Below are 13,442 nucleotides of genomic sequence, written 5' to 3'. Positions count from 1 at the left end.
AACGGAGGCCGAAGCCTCCGTTTTTTCATGGCGATGCTGAATGCTTGGCGCCGATCAGGCTGCCTGCTGTGCCGCAGCCGGATCGCGCCACTGCGCGAGCAGCTTGTTCCAGCGGATGCGCGCCGCAGCCAGGTTGGCCTCCTTCACATGGCCGAAGCCGCGGATGTCCTCCGGGAGGCGGGCCAGTTCCACGGCCTGCGCCAGCTTCTGCGCCGTCAGGCTCTTCACCAGTTCATCGATCAGAGCACGGTATTCGCCGATCAGCGCGCGCTCGGTGCGGCGCTCTTCAGTCTTGCCGAAGATGTCGAACGCCGTGCCGCGCAGGCCCTTGAGCTTGGCGAGCACCTTGAAGATGCGCATCGTGTTGGGGCCAAAGCGCTGCTTGACCAGGTGCCCCTTCTCGTCGCGCTTGGCCATCATGGGCGGCGCGAGCCAGAAGTTGAGCTGGTAGTCGCGCCCCGGTTCGCCTTCGAACTGCGCGCGCAGTTTGTCGAGGAATGCCGGATCGGTGTACAGGCGGGCGACTTCGTATTCGTCCTTGTACGCCATCAGCTTCGACAGATTGCGCACCACGGCTTCCGTCAGCGCCAGCGGCTGGCCTGCACCGACCACGGCTGCTTCCGCCGCGCGCACGCGTTCGACCACAGCGCGGAATTCGGCGGCATACGCGGCGTTCTGGTACGCGGTCAGCAGATCGACGCGGCGGGCGATCAGCGTGTCCAGCGAGGGCAGCGCAATCACATCCGCTTTGGCGCGCGGGGCGTCGTCGGCGAGCTTGAGCACCGCATCGCGGTCTTGCGCGAGGTGGCGGCCCCATTCGAACGCGGTCTTGTTCTTCTCGACGGCCACGCCGTTGAGTTCGATCGCGCGGACGAGCGCGTCGTGTGTCAGCGGAAGCCAGCCTTTCTGCCACGCAAAACCCAGCACCAGGGGGTTGGTGTAGATGGCGTCGCCCAGCAGGCGCACGGCCAGCGTGCTGGCGTCTTCAAACGCGCAGGCATCGCCGATGGCCGCACGGATGTCCGCTTCGGTCGAGCTGCCCGGGAAGCGCCAGTTCGGGTTCTTGATGAAGTCGGCGGTGGGCGATGCGGTGCTGTTGACGATCGCGCGCGTCTGGCCGTGCTGCACCTTCGACAGCACTTCGTCCGACGCCGAGACAATCGCGTCACAGCCGATCACCAGGTCCGCCTCGCCCATGGCGATGCGCGTGGCGTGGATCGAATCCGGACGCTCGCCGATCTGCACGTGCGAGAGCACGGCTCCACCTTTCTGCGCCAGGCCGGCCATGTCGAGCACGGTCACGCCCTTGCCTTCGATGTGCGCGGCCATGCCGAGCAGGCCGCCGATCGTCACCACGCCCGTGCCGCCCACGCCAGTCACCAGCACGCCGTACGCGCGCTGGATGGCGGGCAGCTCAGGATGCGGCAGCAGCGGCAGGCCTTCCATCGACACGCCGTGCGATTCCGGCTTGCGCACCTGCGCGCCCTCGGCCGTCACGAAGCTCGGGCAGAAGCCGTTCACGCAAGAAAAGTCCTTATTGCAGGACGACTGGTTGATCTTGCGCTTGGTGCCCAGCTCCGTTTCCAGCGGCTCGACCGACAGGCAGTTCGACTTGACCGAGCAATCGCCGCAGCCTTCGCACACCGCGTCGTTGATGAACGCGCGGCGTGCCGGATCGACCAGCGTGCCGCGCTTGCGGCGGCGGCGCTTTTCCGTCGCGCAGGTCTGGTCGTAGATCAGCACGCTGGTGCCTTGCACCTCGCGCAGCTCGCGCTGGATGGCGTCGAGACGGTCGCGGTGATGCACCGTTACACCTTCGGGCAGCTTGACGGCAGCGTTGTACTTCTCGGGCTCGTCCGTGACGATGACGATGCGCGACGTCCCTTCGGCATGCACCTGCGCGGCAATCTGCGGCACGGAGAGCGGGCCGTCGACCGGCTGGCCGCCCGTCATGGCCACGGCGTCGTTGTAGAGGATCTTGTAGGTGATGTTCACCTTGGCTGCAATCGACGCGCGAATCGCCAGCAGGCCAGAGTGGTAATACGTGCCGTCGCCCAGGTTGGCGAACACGTGCTGGTCGCCCGAGAACGGCATCTGGCCGATCCACGCCACACCTTCGCCGCCCATCTGGCTGAAGGTGTCGGTGCGGCGGTCCATCCACACGGTCATGTAGTGGCAGCCGATGCCGGCCAGCGCGCGCGAGCCTTCCGGCACGTTGGTCGACGTGTTGTGCGGACAACCCGAGCAGAACCACGGCTTGCGCTCGGCGGTGACGCGCGGGCGGGCGAGCGCCTTCTCCTTGGCGTCGATGATGGCGATGCGCGAGGCAATGCGCGCGCGCACGTCTGACGGCAACTCGAACTTTTCCAGACGCGTGGCGATGGCGCGGGCGATCAGGGCAGGCGACAGCTCGTAGTGCGCCGGCAGCAGCCAATTGGCCATCGGCACCGACCATTCGCCGCCGGCGTTGTCCTTTTCGTCAAACTTGCCGTACACGCGCGGACGCACGTCGTCGCGGTAGTTGTACAGCTCTTCCTTGAGTTGGTATTCGAGGATCTGGCGCTTCTCTTCCACCACCAGGATCTCTTGCAGGCCCTCGGCAAAGGCGCGCGCGCCGTGTGCTTCCAGCGGCCATACACAGCCGACCTTGTACAGGCGAATGCCGATGCGGCGGCAGGTGTCCTCATCAAGGCCGAGGTCGACCAGCGCTTGACGTACGTCGAGGTACGCCTTGCCGGCGGTCATGATGCCGAAGCGCGCCTGCGGCGAATCGAGCACCACGCGGTCGAGCTTGTTGGCCCGCACGTACGACAGGCCGGCGTACCACTTGTAGTCGAGCAGGCGGGCTTCCTGCACCAGCGGCGGATCGGGCCAGCGGATGTTCAGGCCGCCCTGCGGCATGGCGAAATCTTCGGGCAGGATGATCTGCGCGCGATGCGGATCGACGTCCACCGAGGCGGACGATTCCACCACGTCCGTCACGCACTTCATCGACACCCACAGGCCGGAGTAGCGGCTCATCGCCCAGCCGTGCAGGCCGTAGTCGAGATATTCCTGCACGTTGGACGGATACAGCACCGGAATGCCGGCCGCCTTGAAGACGTGCTCGGACTGGTGCGCCAGCGTGGAGGACTTGGCTGCGTGATCGTCACCGGCCAGCACCAGCACCCCGCCATGCGCCGACGAACCGGCCGAGTTGGCGTGCTTGAACACGTCGATCGTGCGGTCCACGCCCGGCCCCTTGCCGTACCACATGCCGAACACGCCGCTGAACTTGGCGCTCGGATACAGATTGACCTGCTGCGAGCCCCAGACCGCCGTGGCGGCCAGGTCTTCGTTGAGCCCCGCCTGGAAGACGATGTTGTGCCCGGCCAGATGCTTCTTGGCCTTCCACAGCGCCTGGTCCAGCGCCCCCAGCGGCGAGCCGCGGTAGCCGGAAATGAAGCCCGCAGTATTCAGCCCAGCGGCGCGGTCACGCTCCTGCTGCAGCATTGGCAGACGCACCAGTGCCTGCGTGCCGCTGATGTAGATGCGGCCACGCTCGAGCGTGTACTTGTCGTCCAGGGAAACGGTTTCGAGCGCGCGTCGTAGCGCGTCGTTCAGAGGGGCATTCATGCGTGCTCCGTGTGGGTGTGCCGGGATCACCGACAGCAGGTCTCTTTTGGTGCCGCCTGCGCCGCTTCTTGTGGAAACTGGCAGACAGCCGTAAGTCGAGGCATCGTAGCATCGCGTGACATTCCGGACACCGTGCAACGCAGCAAGAATGGGGGTGGGTTTTCCCTTGGTTGTGGTGTCCGATGCACGCATGCGCCGCGTCGCACGGGGCGGTTGCACCGGTTGTGCGGTGCATGCAACGTTTGCGAAAAAGCCATGCAGGCAAGAGCCGCGCTGGTGAATCAGCCGGCTACGCCCTCGATCACGTCGCGTATGCGCAGGGCCAATCCGTCCATCGCTTCGGCCGGCACGTTGCCGTAGCCGAGCACGAGGCCGTTGTATTGCGCGGTCAGCGTGCCCGGCAGGCAGAAGCGCGACAGCGGCCGCAACACCATTCCGTGCGCACGGGCGGCGCGGCTGACTTCGGTGTCGGGCACCGGGGCGTCGAGCCGCGCGGAAAGATGCATGCCGCCCGCGCCGCCCGATACGGTGACGATGCCATCAAGGTGACGCTCGATCGCGGCCTGCAGCGCATCGCGGCGCTCGCCATAGAGGCGACGCATGCGCCTAAGGTGCCGCGTGAAATGTCCCGCCTCGATGAACTCGGCCAGCGCGAGCTGCTCAGCCACGCGCCCGCGCAGCATCAGCGCACCGGCCGTCTTCTTCAGCGCGGGCACCAGCGCAGGTGGCACCACCATATAGCCGAGGCGCAGCGCCGGGAACAGCATCTTGCTGAACGTGCCGAGATAGATGACCGGCGCATTCTCAGTCAGGCCCTGCACGGCGGATAGCGGCGCACCCGTGCGGCGGAACTCGCTGTCGTAGTCGTCTTCGATGATCCACGCGCCGGCAGCGCGCGCGTGCTGGATCAGCGCAAGGCGGCGCTCCAGGCTCATCACCGCGCCCAGCGGGTATTGGTGCGACGGCGTGATGTAGATGAGCTTGGGCGGCGTGTCGCGCCAGTCCTCCTCGCGCGGGGCGAGGCCATCGGCGTCGACGCTGATCGGTACCAGGCGCATGTCGGCGGCCTGCAAGGCGGCGCGCGCTCCGTAGTACCCGGGGTTCTCGATCCATGCGGTGTCGCCCGCATCGGCGAGCGTGCGGGCGCACATGTCGAGGCTGTTCTGCGTGCCATCGGTAATGAACACCTGCGTCGCGTCGCAGCGCACGCCGCGCGAAACGCGCAGGTATTCGGCCACGGCCTGACGCAGGGCGACATTGCCTTCGACCGGGCCGTAGCCCATCTGCCCGGGACCGATGCGGCGCCATCCGCGCTCCATGCAACGGCGCCATTGCGCCAGCGGGAATTCATCCAGCGCAGGCGTGCCGGGCAGGAAGGGCAGCAGGTCGTCCATGTCGCCGCGCGGGCGTTCCAGATCTTTTACGCGGTGCGACAGCGCAGGCGCGGCTTCGGGCGCCTGCGCAGGCGTCTGCTGCAGGCCAACGCGCGCCACCACCGTGCCTTGCCGCCGGCTCAGTACGAAGCCCTCCGTGGCGAGCTGCTCGTAGGCGTAGAGCACCGAGTTGCGCGCGATACCGAGTTCTTCGGCCAGCGTGCGCGATGGCGCGAGGCGCGTGCCTTCCTCGATCTGTCCGCTCAGGATGGCCGCCCGCAGGCAGGCATACAGCCGATGCTGCTGCGAGGCGCGTGCCACGCCTTCGCGGTGCATTGCGGTGCGTTCGTAGTTCGACAGCAGGACGCCGTAGTCCATCGTGGCTCCAATACTTTCCATTTTGATGGGTCTACTCATGGTGCCACGGTTTTTCTATCGTCGGCACATCGATACAAGATTCGGAGCCTCGCATGTCCACCACGGAATCCACATCGCCCACTGCACGCACCCGCGTGCGCCGCGTCGCGCACCGCGGCCACTACGACCGCACCACGCTGCACGCCATCCTCGACGAGGCTTACGTCTGCCACATCGCCTTCGCCGACGAGCATGGTGTGCACTGCATCCCGACCGCGTGCTGGCGCGAGGGCGGTCATCTCTACATCCACGGTTCCAACGGCAGCCGCATGCTCAAGCTGGCAGGCAGCGGGGCGCAGGTCTGCGTGACCATCACGCACATCGACGGCCTGGTGCTGGCGCGCTCGGCGTTCAACCATTCCATGAATTACCGCTCGGCCGTCATCTACGGTGCGTTCGAAGTTGTGCCCGATGCGCAGAAAGCTGGGGTGCTCGATACCTTCATGGAAGTGCTCGCGCCTGGCCGTTCGCGACAGGCGCGGCCCGGCAATGCCAAGGAACTCGCTGCCACGACCGTGCTGCGCATTCCGCTGGATGAAGCGGCGTGCAAAGTGCGCACGGGCGGGCCGAAGGATGATGCTGAAGACCTTGACTTGCCTGTGTGGGCTGGGGTGCTGCCGATGGCGCTGTTGCCGTTGCCGCCGGTGGTGGAGGCCGCGCCGGCGGGTACGCCTGACTATGTGCAGGAGTGGAGGGATAGTACGCGGGTGCCGGTGGGGGATGTGGTGATGTCGTGATGTCGTGAGGGGGCGGGGTAGTCGTTGGTTTTGGTTTTGGTTTTGGTTTGGTCTTGGTGGTGCATCCCTTGTTTCATCCCCTGCCGGGGCTGACTCACTTTCTTTGGTCTTGCCCAAAGAAAAGTAAGCAAAAGAAAGGCGCGCCCGAGATGGCGAAAGACTCCTTCAATTTCCGTAACCGGGTGGAGGCGGGGAAAACTCGCTGCGCTCAGACAGTTCCCCGCCTTTTTCCCGCCCGCTTACGAAAATTGAAGGCGCCATCTAGGGCAGGAAAGTCAAAGGACAAAAGCCACACCCTCTGGGCACAAGCCCAAACGACAAGGCCAACCTCACGATGGGGTTGGCCTTTCTCTTTTGACGTTGAGCCCTTGATGGCGCCTTGAATTTTTGTGAGCGGGCGGATCAAGGAAGGAGGCCTGTCTGAGCGCAGCGAGTTTGCCTCCTTCCCCGCACGGTCACACAAATTCAAGGGATGGGTCGCCATCTCGGGCGCGCCTTTCCTTTGCTTACTTTTCTTTGGGCAAGACCAAAGAAAGTGAGTCAGCCCCGGCAGGGGATGAAACAGGAGATGCACCAAAGCCCAAAAACAAAAAACCTCAGTGCACCAACTGATTAATCTCAATAATCGGCATCAACACCGCCAACACAATCAGCAACACCACCACACCCATCGTCAAAATCAGCGCCGGCTCCAGCAAGCCAGTAAGGAACAACGTCCGACGCTCCAGTTCTTGCGCTTCTCCTTGCGCAGCCCGCTCCAACATCGCAGGCAGATTCCCCGTCGCCTCACCCGAGCGGATCAGGTGCACCAGCACAGGCGGAAACTGGTTCTGCGCCGCCAACGCCCGCGCCAGCGAAGTCCCTTCGCGCACGCGCGTGGACGCATCTTCCACGTTGGTCTTGAGCGCAACGTTGTTCAACGTTTCACCCGCAGCCTGCAACCCACGCAGAATCGGCACACCGGCACTGGTCAGAATCGCCAGCGTGCTCGCAAACCGCGCGGTGTTGTAGCCGCGAACGAGCTTGCCGAACAGCGGCGCAGTCAGCAGCCACTTGTGCCACGACAACCGCAACGCCGGCTGTTTGAGCAGATTGCGGATTAGCACGCCGATCGCCACCAGCACGATCGCCGCCAGCCAGCCCCAGTTCCGCACAAAGTCCGACAGCCACAGCATGATGATCGTGAGCGTCGGCAGCTTCTGCTTGGTGTTGGCAAATACGCTGACCACCTGCGGCACCACGTACGACAGCAGAAAGATCACAATCGCAAACGCCACCACCGTGACGATGGCCGGGTACGTGAAGGCCAGCTTGATCTTGGAGGTGAGCGCGTTGCGGCTTTCGATGTAGTCGGCCAGGCGTGACAGCACGAGCCCGAGGTTGCCCGAGTGCTCCCCCGCTGATACGAGGGCACGGTAGATGTCGGGAAAATCCTTCGGATGCTGCGCCAGCGCCACCGACAACGAGCTGCCGCCCAGCACTTCCGCGCGGATGGCGGCGAGCAGTTCACCGACGTACGCGCGTTCGGCCTGATCAGCCAGCGCGGCCAGCGCCTCATCGAGCGGCAGGCCCGCCACCAGCAGGCTGGCGAGCTGGCGCGTGACGAGCGCGTTTTCCTGCGCCGATAGCCGCTTGCCGAAGGTGGACCCGCTGCGCTTCGTGGCCTGCGCGCCCAGCGCGTCGACCAGCAGCGGCGTCAGCCCGCGTGCGCGCAGCAGCGTGCGCGCCTGGCGTGCGCTGTCGGCTTCGATGACACCCTTGTCGGTCTTGCCGGTGGCGTCGGCGGCTTCGTAGCGGAAGGCTGGCATGCGCTATTCGTTTATTCGCGCCTTAGTCGCGTGTGACACGCAGCACTTCTTCCAGCGACGTGGCGCCGGTGTCGATCCAGCGCTGTGCATCCAAGCGCATCGTCTGCATGCCCTGGCCGATGGCGAACGCCTTGATCTCGGATTCAGCGGCCTGGCGGTGGATCATCGTCTGGATTTCGGGCGTGACGGTCAGCAGTTCGTACACGCCGGTCCGGCCCTGGTAGCCAGAGTTGCTGCAACGCTCGCAACCGACGTGATGCCACACCGATTTGCGTGCCGGCGTGGCCGGTGCCACACCATCGGCCACGGGCGTGCCGGCCACGGCTTCCACTTCCGCAGGCGTGAGTTCGAGCACTTCTTCGCGGCGGCAATGCACGCACAGGCGGCGTACCAGCCGCTGCGCCAGCACACCCAGCAGCGATGAAGACAGCAGGAACGGCTCGATCCCCATGTCGATCAAGCGCGTCACGGCGGATGCGGAATCATTCGTGTGCAGCGTCGCCAGCACCAGGTGGCCCGTCAACGAGGCCTGCACGGCGATCTGCGCGGTTTCCAGGTCGCGGATTTCCCCGATCATCACCACGTCCGGGTCCTGGCGCAGGATGGCGCGCAGGGCCTTGGCGAACGTCATGTCGATCTTTGGGTTGACCTGCGTCTGGCCAATGCCGTCGAGGTCGTATTCGATCGGATCTTCCACCGTCATGATGTTGGTGGACGCCGCGTCGAGCCGCGACAGCGCCGCATACAGCGTGGTCGTCTTGCCCGAACCCGTGGGGCCGGTGACGAGCACGATGCCGTGCGGCTGGTTGATCAGGTGGTCGAAGCGCGCCAGGGTGCCGGCGCCCATGCCGAGCTTGCCGAGGTCGAGCCGGCCGGCTTCCTTGTCGAGCAGACGCAGCACGGCGCGCTCGCCGTGGCCGGTGGGCAGGGTGCTCACACGCACGTCCACCGGGCGACCGCCCACGCGCAGCGTGATGCGGCCGTCCTGCGGCAGGCGTTTCTCGGCAATGTCGAGCTGCGCCATGATCTTGATGCGCGAAATCAGCGCGCCGTGCAGCGCTTTCTTCGGGCGCACCACGTCGCGCAGCGTCCCATCGACGCGAAAGCGCACGACGGATGCATTCTCGAACGGCTCGATGTGGATATCCGAGGCGCCTTCGCGCGCGGCCTGCGTGAGCAGCGCGTTGATCATGCGGATGATCGGCGCGTCGTCTTCGGATTCGAGCAGGTCTTCCACGGCCGGAATGTCCTGCATCAGGCGCGAGAGGTCGACTTCGCCCTCCACTTCACCCACGACCTGGGCCGCGCTGCCGTCTTGCGCGTTGTAGGCCGTCTGCGTGGCCGTGGATAGCGCCGCCGCGTCGAGCGTCACCAGATGCAGCGACCCGAACACGCGGCCGAGTTCGGCCAGCGCCGTGCGCGAGGTTTCGGGGCAGACCCACACCTCCAGCGTGTCGACGTCCTGGCGGGCGACGAGCAACCTGGCGTCGCGCGCAAACGCATACGGCACCAGCCGCACGGCCGACTGCGAGGGCGGCTCGAGCGTGCTGACGTCGGTGGTGGAAGCGTGTGTTGCCATGGTTCGTTGTCCGTTGTCAGCCGCCATTACGCGGCGCGTTGCCGTCGTAGCCGCCCGAGGTGGGCGCGGCGAAGTTCTGCAGGCGCGGCTGGCTGCGCGTGGTGCCTTGCGGCATCGGCATCGGGGCGCCCGGGGGCACCTGCGTACCGGCCGGGCCCTTCGGCACGATCGACACGTCGCCGTAGTTTTCAGCCGGGCGCATGGCGTTGGGCGCGGGCAGCACCGGTGTGTCCTTGTCCGACGTGGTCGGCAGCATGTTTGGCGAGACAAAGCCCTGCTGCGTGTCGCGCATGTAGTTGTAGCGGTTGTCCGACAGCGTGCCGGTCGCATCGGCCGTACGCAGGATGATCGGACGCAGGAACACCAGCAGGTTGGTCTTCACACGCGTCTTGTTCTCCGAGCGGAACAGCGCACCCAGGATGGGGATGTCGCCCAGGCCCGGCACCTTCTGCTCGCCGTCCTGGTAGTTGTCTTCCAGCAGTCCGCCCAGCACGACGACCTGGCCGTCGTTGGCCAGCACGTTGGTCTCGATCGAGCGCACGTTGGTGGTCGGGCCCTGCGTGGCATTCTGCGTGCCCGGCACCACGGCCGACGACTCCTGGAAGATCTGCATCTTCACCAGCCCGCCATCGGTGATCTGCGGCTTGACGCGCAGCGTGATGCCGACGTCCTTGCGGTCAAAGGTCTGGAACGGCGTGACCGAAGCCGCGCCGCCGGTCTGCGCATATGAGCCGGTCGTGATCGGCACGTTCTGGCCGATCAGGATCTTGGCCTCTTCGTTGTCGAGCGTAATCAGGTTGGGCGTGGACAGCACGTTGACCGAACCGTCCGAACCCAGCGCGCTGAGGATGGCGCCCAAACCGCTGCCCCTGTTGAACACCCCGAAGTTGCCGCCGTTGAGCTGGCCAACGCTGTTTGAGAGCGTGCCGATGGCAGTCTGCGCGGCCGTACTGCCGATGCCGCCGCTGGTGATGGTGGCAATCGTGCCCGCGAGGTTGATCAGGTTATTGGCGCCGGAGCCGAAGTTGGTGCCACCGCCAAAAAAGGTGGTCGGCCCGCCCGCGCCGGCCATCCATTGGATGCCCAACTGCGAAGCCTTGGTGGCCGTCACTTCCACGATCATCGATTCGATATAGACCTGCGCGCGGCGCGCGTCGAGGTCGTCGATCACGGCGCGCAGGTTGCGATAGACCGGCTCGCTGGCGGTGATGATGAGCGCATTGGTGGCCGGATCGGCCTGGATGATGCCGCCGGTGGTCGGCGTGTTGTTCTGCCCGAACGAGGCGCGGAACGACGAGCTGCCGCTGCCCGAGCCGCTGCCCGAACCCGAGCTGCTGCCGTAGTTGGTGTTCTGCGTGTTCTGGTTCTGCAGGTTGCTCACGCCGCCGGCCGGCTGCGAAGTCGCGCCTTGCGCGGCGCTCTGGCCGCCCGGCCCGGTCGATGCGGAGGCCGACAGCGTGGCATCGGCCGCCACGATCGCGCGCAGCGTCGTCGCCAGCTGCACCGCGTTGGCATTCTTGAGCGGCACCACCCAGATGTTGCCCGGCCGTGCATTCGGCACATCGAGCTTGGCGATCAGTTGTTTGGCCTGTGCCAGACGTGCCGCACTCGACGCGCGCACCATCACGCTATTCGAACGCGGCTCTGCCACGACCGACGTACGCAGGCTTGGGTCCGACAGCGCCGCGCCGGCACCGGCCGCGCCGCCTGCACCACCGGCCGACGGATCGAGCAGCTTTTGCAGCGTGGCCGCCACGTCGATGGCCACGGCGTTCTTCAGCGGAATCAGTTCGGTCTCGCCGGCCACGGGCGTGTCGATCGACGCGATGATGCGGCCGATGCGGCGCAGGTTGTCGGCGTAATCGGTAATGACGAGCGTGTTGTTGGCCGGGTACGCGGTGATCGTGTTGTTGGGCGCGATCATTGGACGCAGCACCGGCACCAGGTTGTTGGCCGATTCGTGCTGCAGGCGGAAGACCTGCGTGACGACCTGCTCGCCGCCGCGCGCGCCTGCCGCGCCCACGCTGGTGGGCGAGCCTTGCAGCTTGGCGTCGGCTTCCGGCACGACCTTGGTGAAACCGTTGCCCTCGACAATCGCGTAGCCCTGCATGCGCAGGATCGAGCCCAGCGATTCGAGCGCCTGCGAGCGCGTCACTGGCTTTTCGGTGACGAGGTTGACGGTGCCCTTCACGCGCGGGTCGACGATGAAGTTCTTGCCGGTGGCCTGGCCGACGGCCCTGACCACCGATTCCAGATCCGCGTTGACGAAATTCAGCGAGACCTCCTCCCCCGGGTTGCCGGCGGCCCCGTTCTGGGAGGATGCCGCGCCCGGTGGGGCGGCAAAGACTGGCATCGAGCCGGCCACCATTGTTGCGCAGCATGCCAGGACGATGGCGCGAACGGTGAGTCGGGAAGAGGCGTTGTACATGGTCTCGTTCATGGTTGTCGGCACGCTGGCTCGCGCGCCGGCTTGAGGATCAAAAGCGGAGTCGATGGTGCGACCCGTCGCGCGGGCCCAGCAGACTCAACAGGCCAATCAATTGCGGTTCCGACTCCGGGGTAGCACTCGCCACCCCGTCAAAATGCGCGCCCTGGCCAAGGGTGCCCTGGCCCTGCAGAGTGAGCGGCCCGGCCAGTGTCGACAGCGACAACTGCATCGGCGCACCGCTCACGCCGCCAAACGACACCACCGCCTGGTAACTGCCCAGCGGCCGCACCCGGCTGAGGCTGGATGATACCTGCTCGAGCGTGACAGTCAGCGCGCCCTGGGCGGTGTTTGGCTGGCCCTTTCCGCTGCCGAATTGGCCCGAGAGCGGCGTCCACTGCGCCCGCAGCCGGCCATCCAGCTTGAGCGTGTTGAACGGCGCGCCTACGCCTTCCAGTAACGATGCCGGCAGCGCGACTGCGCCAGCCTCTGCTTCCCAATGCCCCGGCGAGACCGTCAGCGTGACCGGCTTTTCCAGCGCGCGATCGTGCTCGAGGTGCGTGCGCAGTGTGCCGGTCAGCAGCGGCAGCACGTCGATCGACCACGACAGCCGGCCGGGCAGCACGGTCGCATCGGCGCCGCCGTTGCCGGCGGTCAGCGCAAGCGTTGCACTGCCGTGCCAGATACTGCCCTGGCTGTCGGCCAGCAAAACACGGTGGCCCGTGGCTGCGGCGATGCGCTCCGCCGCCCACGCGGCCGGATACTGTGCCACCACGGTCACGCCCACGGCCAGCAGCGCCACGCCACACCACAGCACACGCCAGCAGAGGCCCGTGCGCTGGTCCGGCCCGGCACGGCGGCGCAGGCGCAGCGGCGGCAGCGATTCAATCCCCATCGGCACGATCGGACCCGTCAGCGGCCTGTGGCGGCGGGGCCTTGCAGCGTCGCCGTCACGTTGACCAGGGCCGTCGCGCCCACGTACTTGATGTTCGTGTCGATCACCTTCATGCGCTGGGCCTGCCGCACCTCCTGCAGCCATTCGGCGACAGCGCCAAAGGGCACCTTGTCCAGTTGCACCTGCACGCTCTCGCCTGACATCGCCATGCGCGTGGCCTTCAGGCCGTGGTTGGTGAGGCTCGTGTTGAGTGCCTGCTGCAGTTCCGCACCGCGCGGCACCGGCGCGGCGGCAATGGCAGACAGGCCGCGCGCTTCCTGGCCCAGCGTTTCCATCTCGGCGAGTTGGCTGCGCATTTGCGGCAGGGCTTTCTCGATGCGGCGCTGGCCTTCGAAGGCCGGCTCCCACAGCACGAGGTAGACGATCACCAACAGCAGCACCACGCCGCCACCGGCCAGGATGCGGCGTTCGCGCGGTTCGCGCTGCATCCAGAACGTCGTGGCCGCGTCGCGCACCGAGTCCGGCACGCCTATGCGCGGCAGGCGGCGGGATGCCGGTCGGGAAGAAGAGGGGGAGGAAGTCGCCATGGAGGA

Annotated in this window: 8 protein-coding genes; 1 reads left to right on the top strand and 7 read right to left on the bottom strand. The window is 66.2% G+C overall.

All coding sequences use genetic code 11. From position 1 onward, the window contains the following. Window positions 1–54: 54 nt before the first annotated feature. On the bottom strand, window positions 55–3,615 hold the full coding sequence (locus CFE42_RS13790) for an indolepyruvate ferredoxin oxidoreductase family protein (protein WP_004628811.1): 3,561 nt from the start codon (window positions 3,613–3,615) through the stop codon (window positions 55–57). A gap of 281 nt (window positions 3,616–3,896) precedes the next feature. Further along, window positions 3,897–5,366, bottom strand: a complete 1,470-nt coding sequence (locus CFE42_RS13785; protein ID WP_004628813.1) for a PLP-dependent aminotransferase family protein — start codon at window positions 5,364–5,366, stop codon at window positions 3,897–3,899. Window positions 5,367–5,458: 92 nt separating this feature from the next. Here CFE42_RS13785 and CFE42_RS13780 point away from each other — a divergent pair, with 92 nt between their 5' ends. Next, window positions 5,459–6,142: a pyridoxamine 5'-phosphate oxidase family protein gene (locus CFE42_RS13780; RefSeq protein ID WP_004628815.1), complete on the top strand. Its 684-nt coding sequence runs from the start codon at window positions 5,459–5,461 to the stop codon at window positions 6,140–6,142. A gap of 596 nt (window positions 6,143–6,738) precedes the next feature. Here the strand turns inward: CFE42_RS13780 and gspF are convergent. The 5 genes from gspF to gspM are packed head-to-tail and all read right to left on the bottom strand — an operon-like array spanning window position 6,739 to window position 13,436. Then, window positions 6,739–7,950, bottom strand: a complete 1,212-nt coding sequence (gene gspF / locus CFE42_RS13775; RefSeq protein WP_004628817.1) for a type II secretion system inner membrane protein GspF — start codon at window positions 7,948–7,950, stop codon at window positions 6,739–6,741. 22 nt (window positions 7,951–7,972) lie between these two features. After that, the gene (gene gspE, locus CFE42_RS13770; protein ID WP_004628819.1) at window positions 7,973–9,529 is read right to left on the bottom strand and encodes a type II secretion system ATPase GspE; all 1,557 of its coding nucleotides are present in this window, start codon (window positions 9,527–9,529) and stop codon (window positions 7,973–7,975) included. Window positions 9,530–9,545: 16 nt separating this feature from the next. Next, window positions 9,546–11,969 (bottom strand): type II secretion system secretin GspD, encoded by a 2,424-nt coding sequence (gene gspD, locus CFE42_RS13765; RefSeq protein ID WP_004628822.1) that lies wholly within the window; start codon window positions 11,967–11,969, stop codon window positions 9,546–9,548. Window positions 11,970–12,006: 37 nt separating this feature from the next. Next, window positions 12,007–12,849 (bottom strand): type II secretion system protein N, encoded by an 843-nt coding sequence (locus CFE42_RS13760; RefSeq protein WP_004628823.1) that lies wholly within the window; start codon window positions 12,847–12,849, stop codon window positions 12,007–12,009. A 17-nt stretch (window positions 12,850–12,866) separates the two neighbouring features. Continuing rightward, the gene (gspM, locus tag CFE42_RS13755) at window positions 12,867–13,436 is read right to left on the bottom strand and encodes a type II secretion system protein GspM (RefSeq protein ID WP_004628825.1); all 570 of its coding nucleotides are present in this window, start codon (window positions 13,434–13,436) and stop codon (window positions 12,867–12,869) included. Between the last annotated feature and the right edge of the window lie 6 nt (window positions 13,437–13,442).

The organism is Ralstonia sp. PBBBR1 (genome assembly GCF_002256165.1).
GTDB classification, from domain to species: Bacteria; Pseudomonadota; Gammaproteobacteria; order Burkholderiales; family Burkholderiaceae; genus Ralstonia; species Ralstonia thomasii.
Note: the sequence above shows the minus strand (reverse complement) of the source record. Positions and strands in the feature narration are given on the sequence as shown.

Coding starts and splice junctions, on each gene's coding strand:
- CFE42_RS13760 (WP_004628823.1), bottom strand. CDS start 12,849: ATGGGGATTGAATCGCTGCCGCCGCTGCGCCTGCGCCGCCGTGCCGGG.
- CFE42_RS13785 (WP_004628813.1), bottom strand. CDS start 5,366: ATGGACTACGGCGTCCTGCTGTCGAACTACGAACGCACCGCAATGCAC.
- CFE42_RS13780 (WP_004628815.1), top strand. CDS start 5,459: ATGTCCACCACGGAATCCACATCGCCCACTGCACGCACCCGCGTGCGC.
- gspF (WP_004628817.1), bottom strand. CDS start 7,950: ATGCCAGCCTTCCGCTACGAAGCCGCCGACGCCACCGGCAAGACCGAC.
- gspD (WP_004628822.1), bottom strand. CDS start 11,969: ATGAACGAGACCATGTACAACGCCTCTTCCCGACTCACCGTTCGCGCC.
- gspE (WP_004628819.1), bottom strand. CDS start 9,529: ATGGCAACACACGCTTCCACCACCGACGTCAGCACGCTCGAGCCGCCC.
- gspM (WP_004628825.1), bottom strand. CDS start 13,436: ATGGCGACTTCCTCCCCCTCTTCTTCCCGACCGGCATCCCGCCGCCTG.
- CFE42_RS13790 (WP_004628811.1), bottom strand. CDS start 3,615: ATGAATGCCCCTCTGAACGACGCGCTACGACGCGCGCTCGAAACCGTT.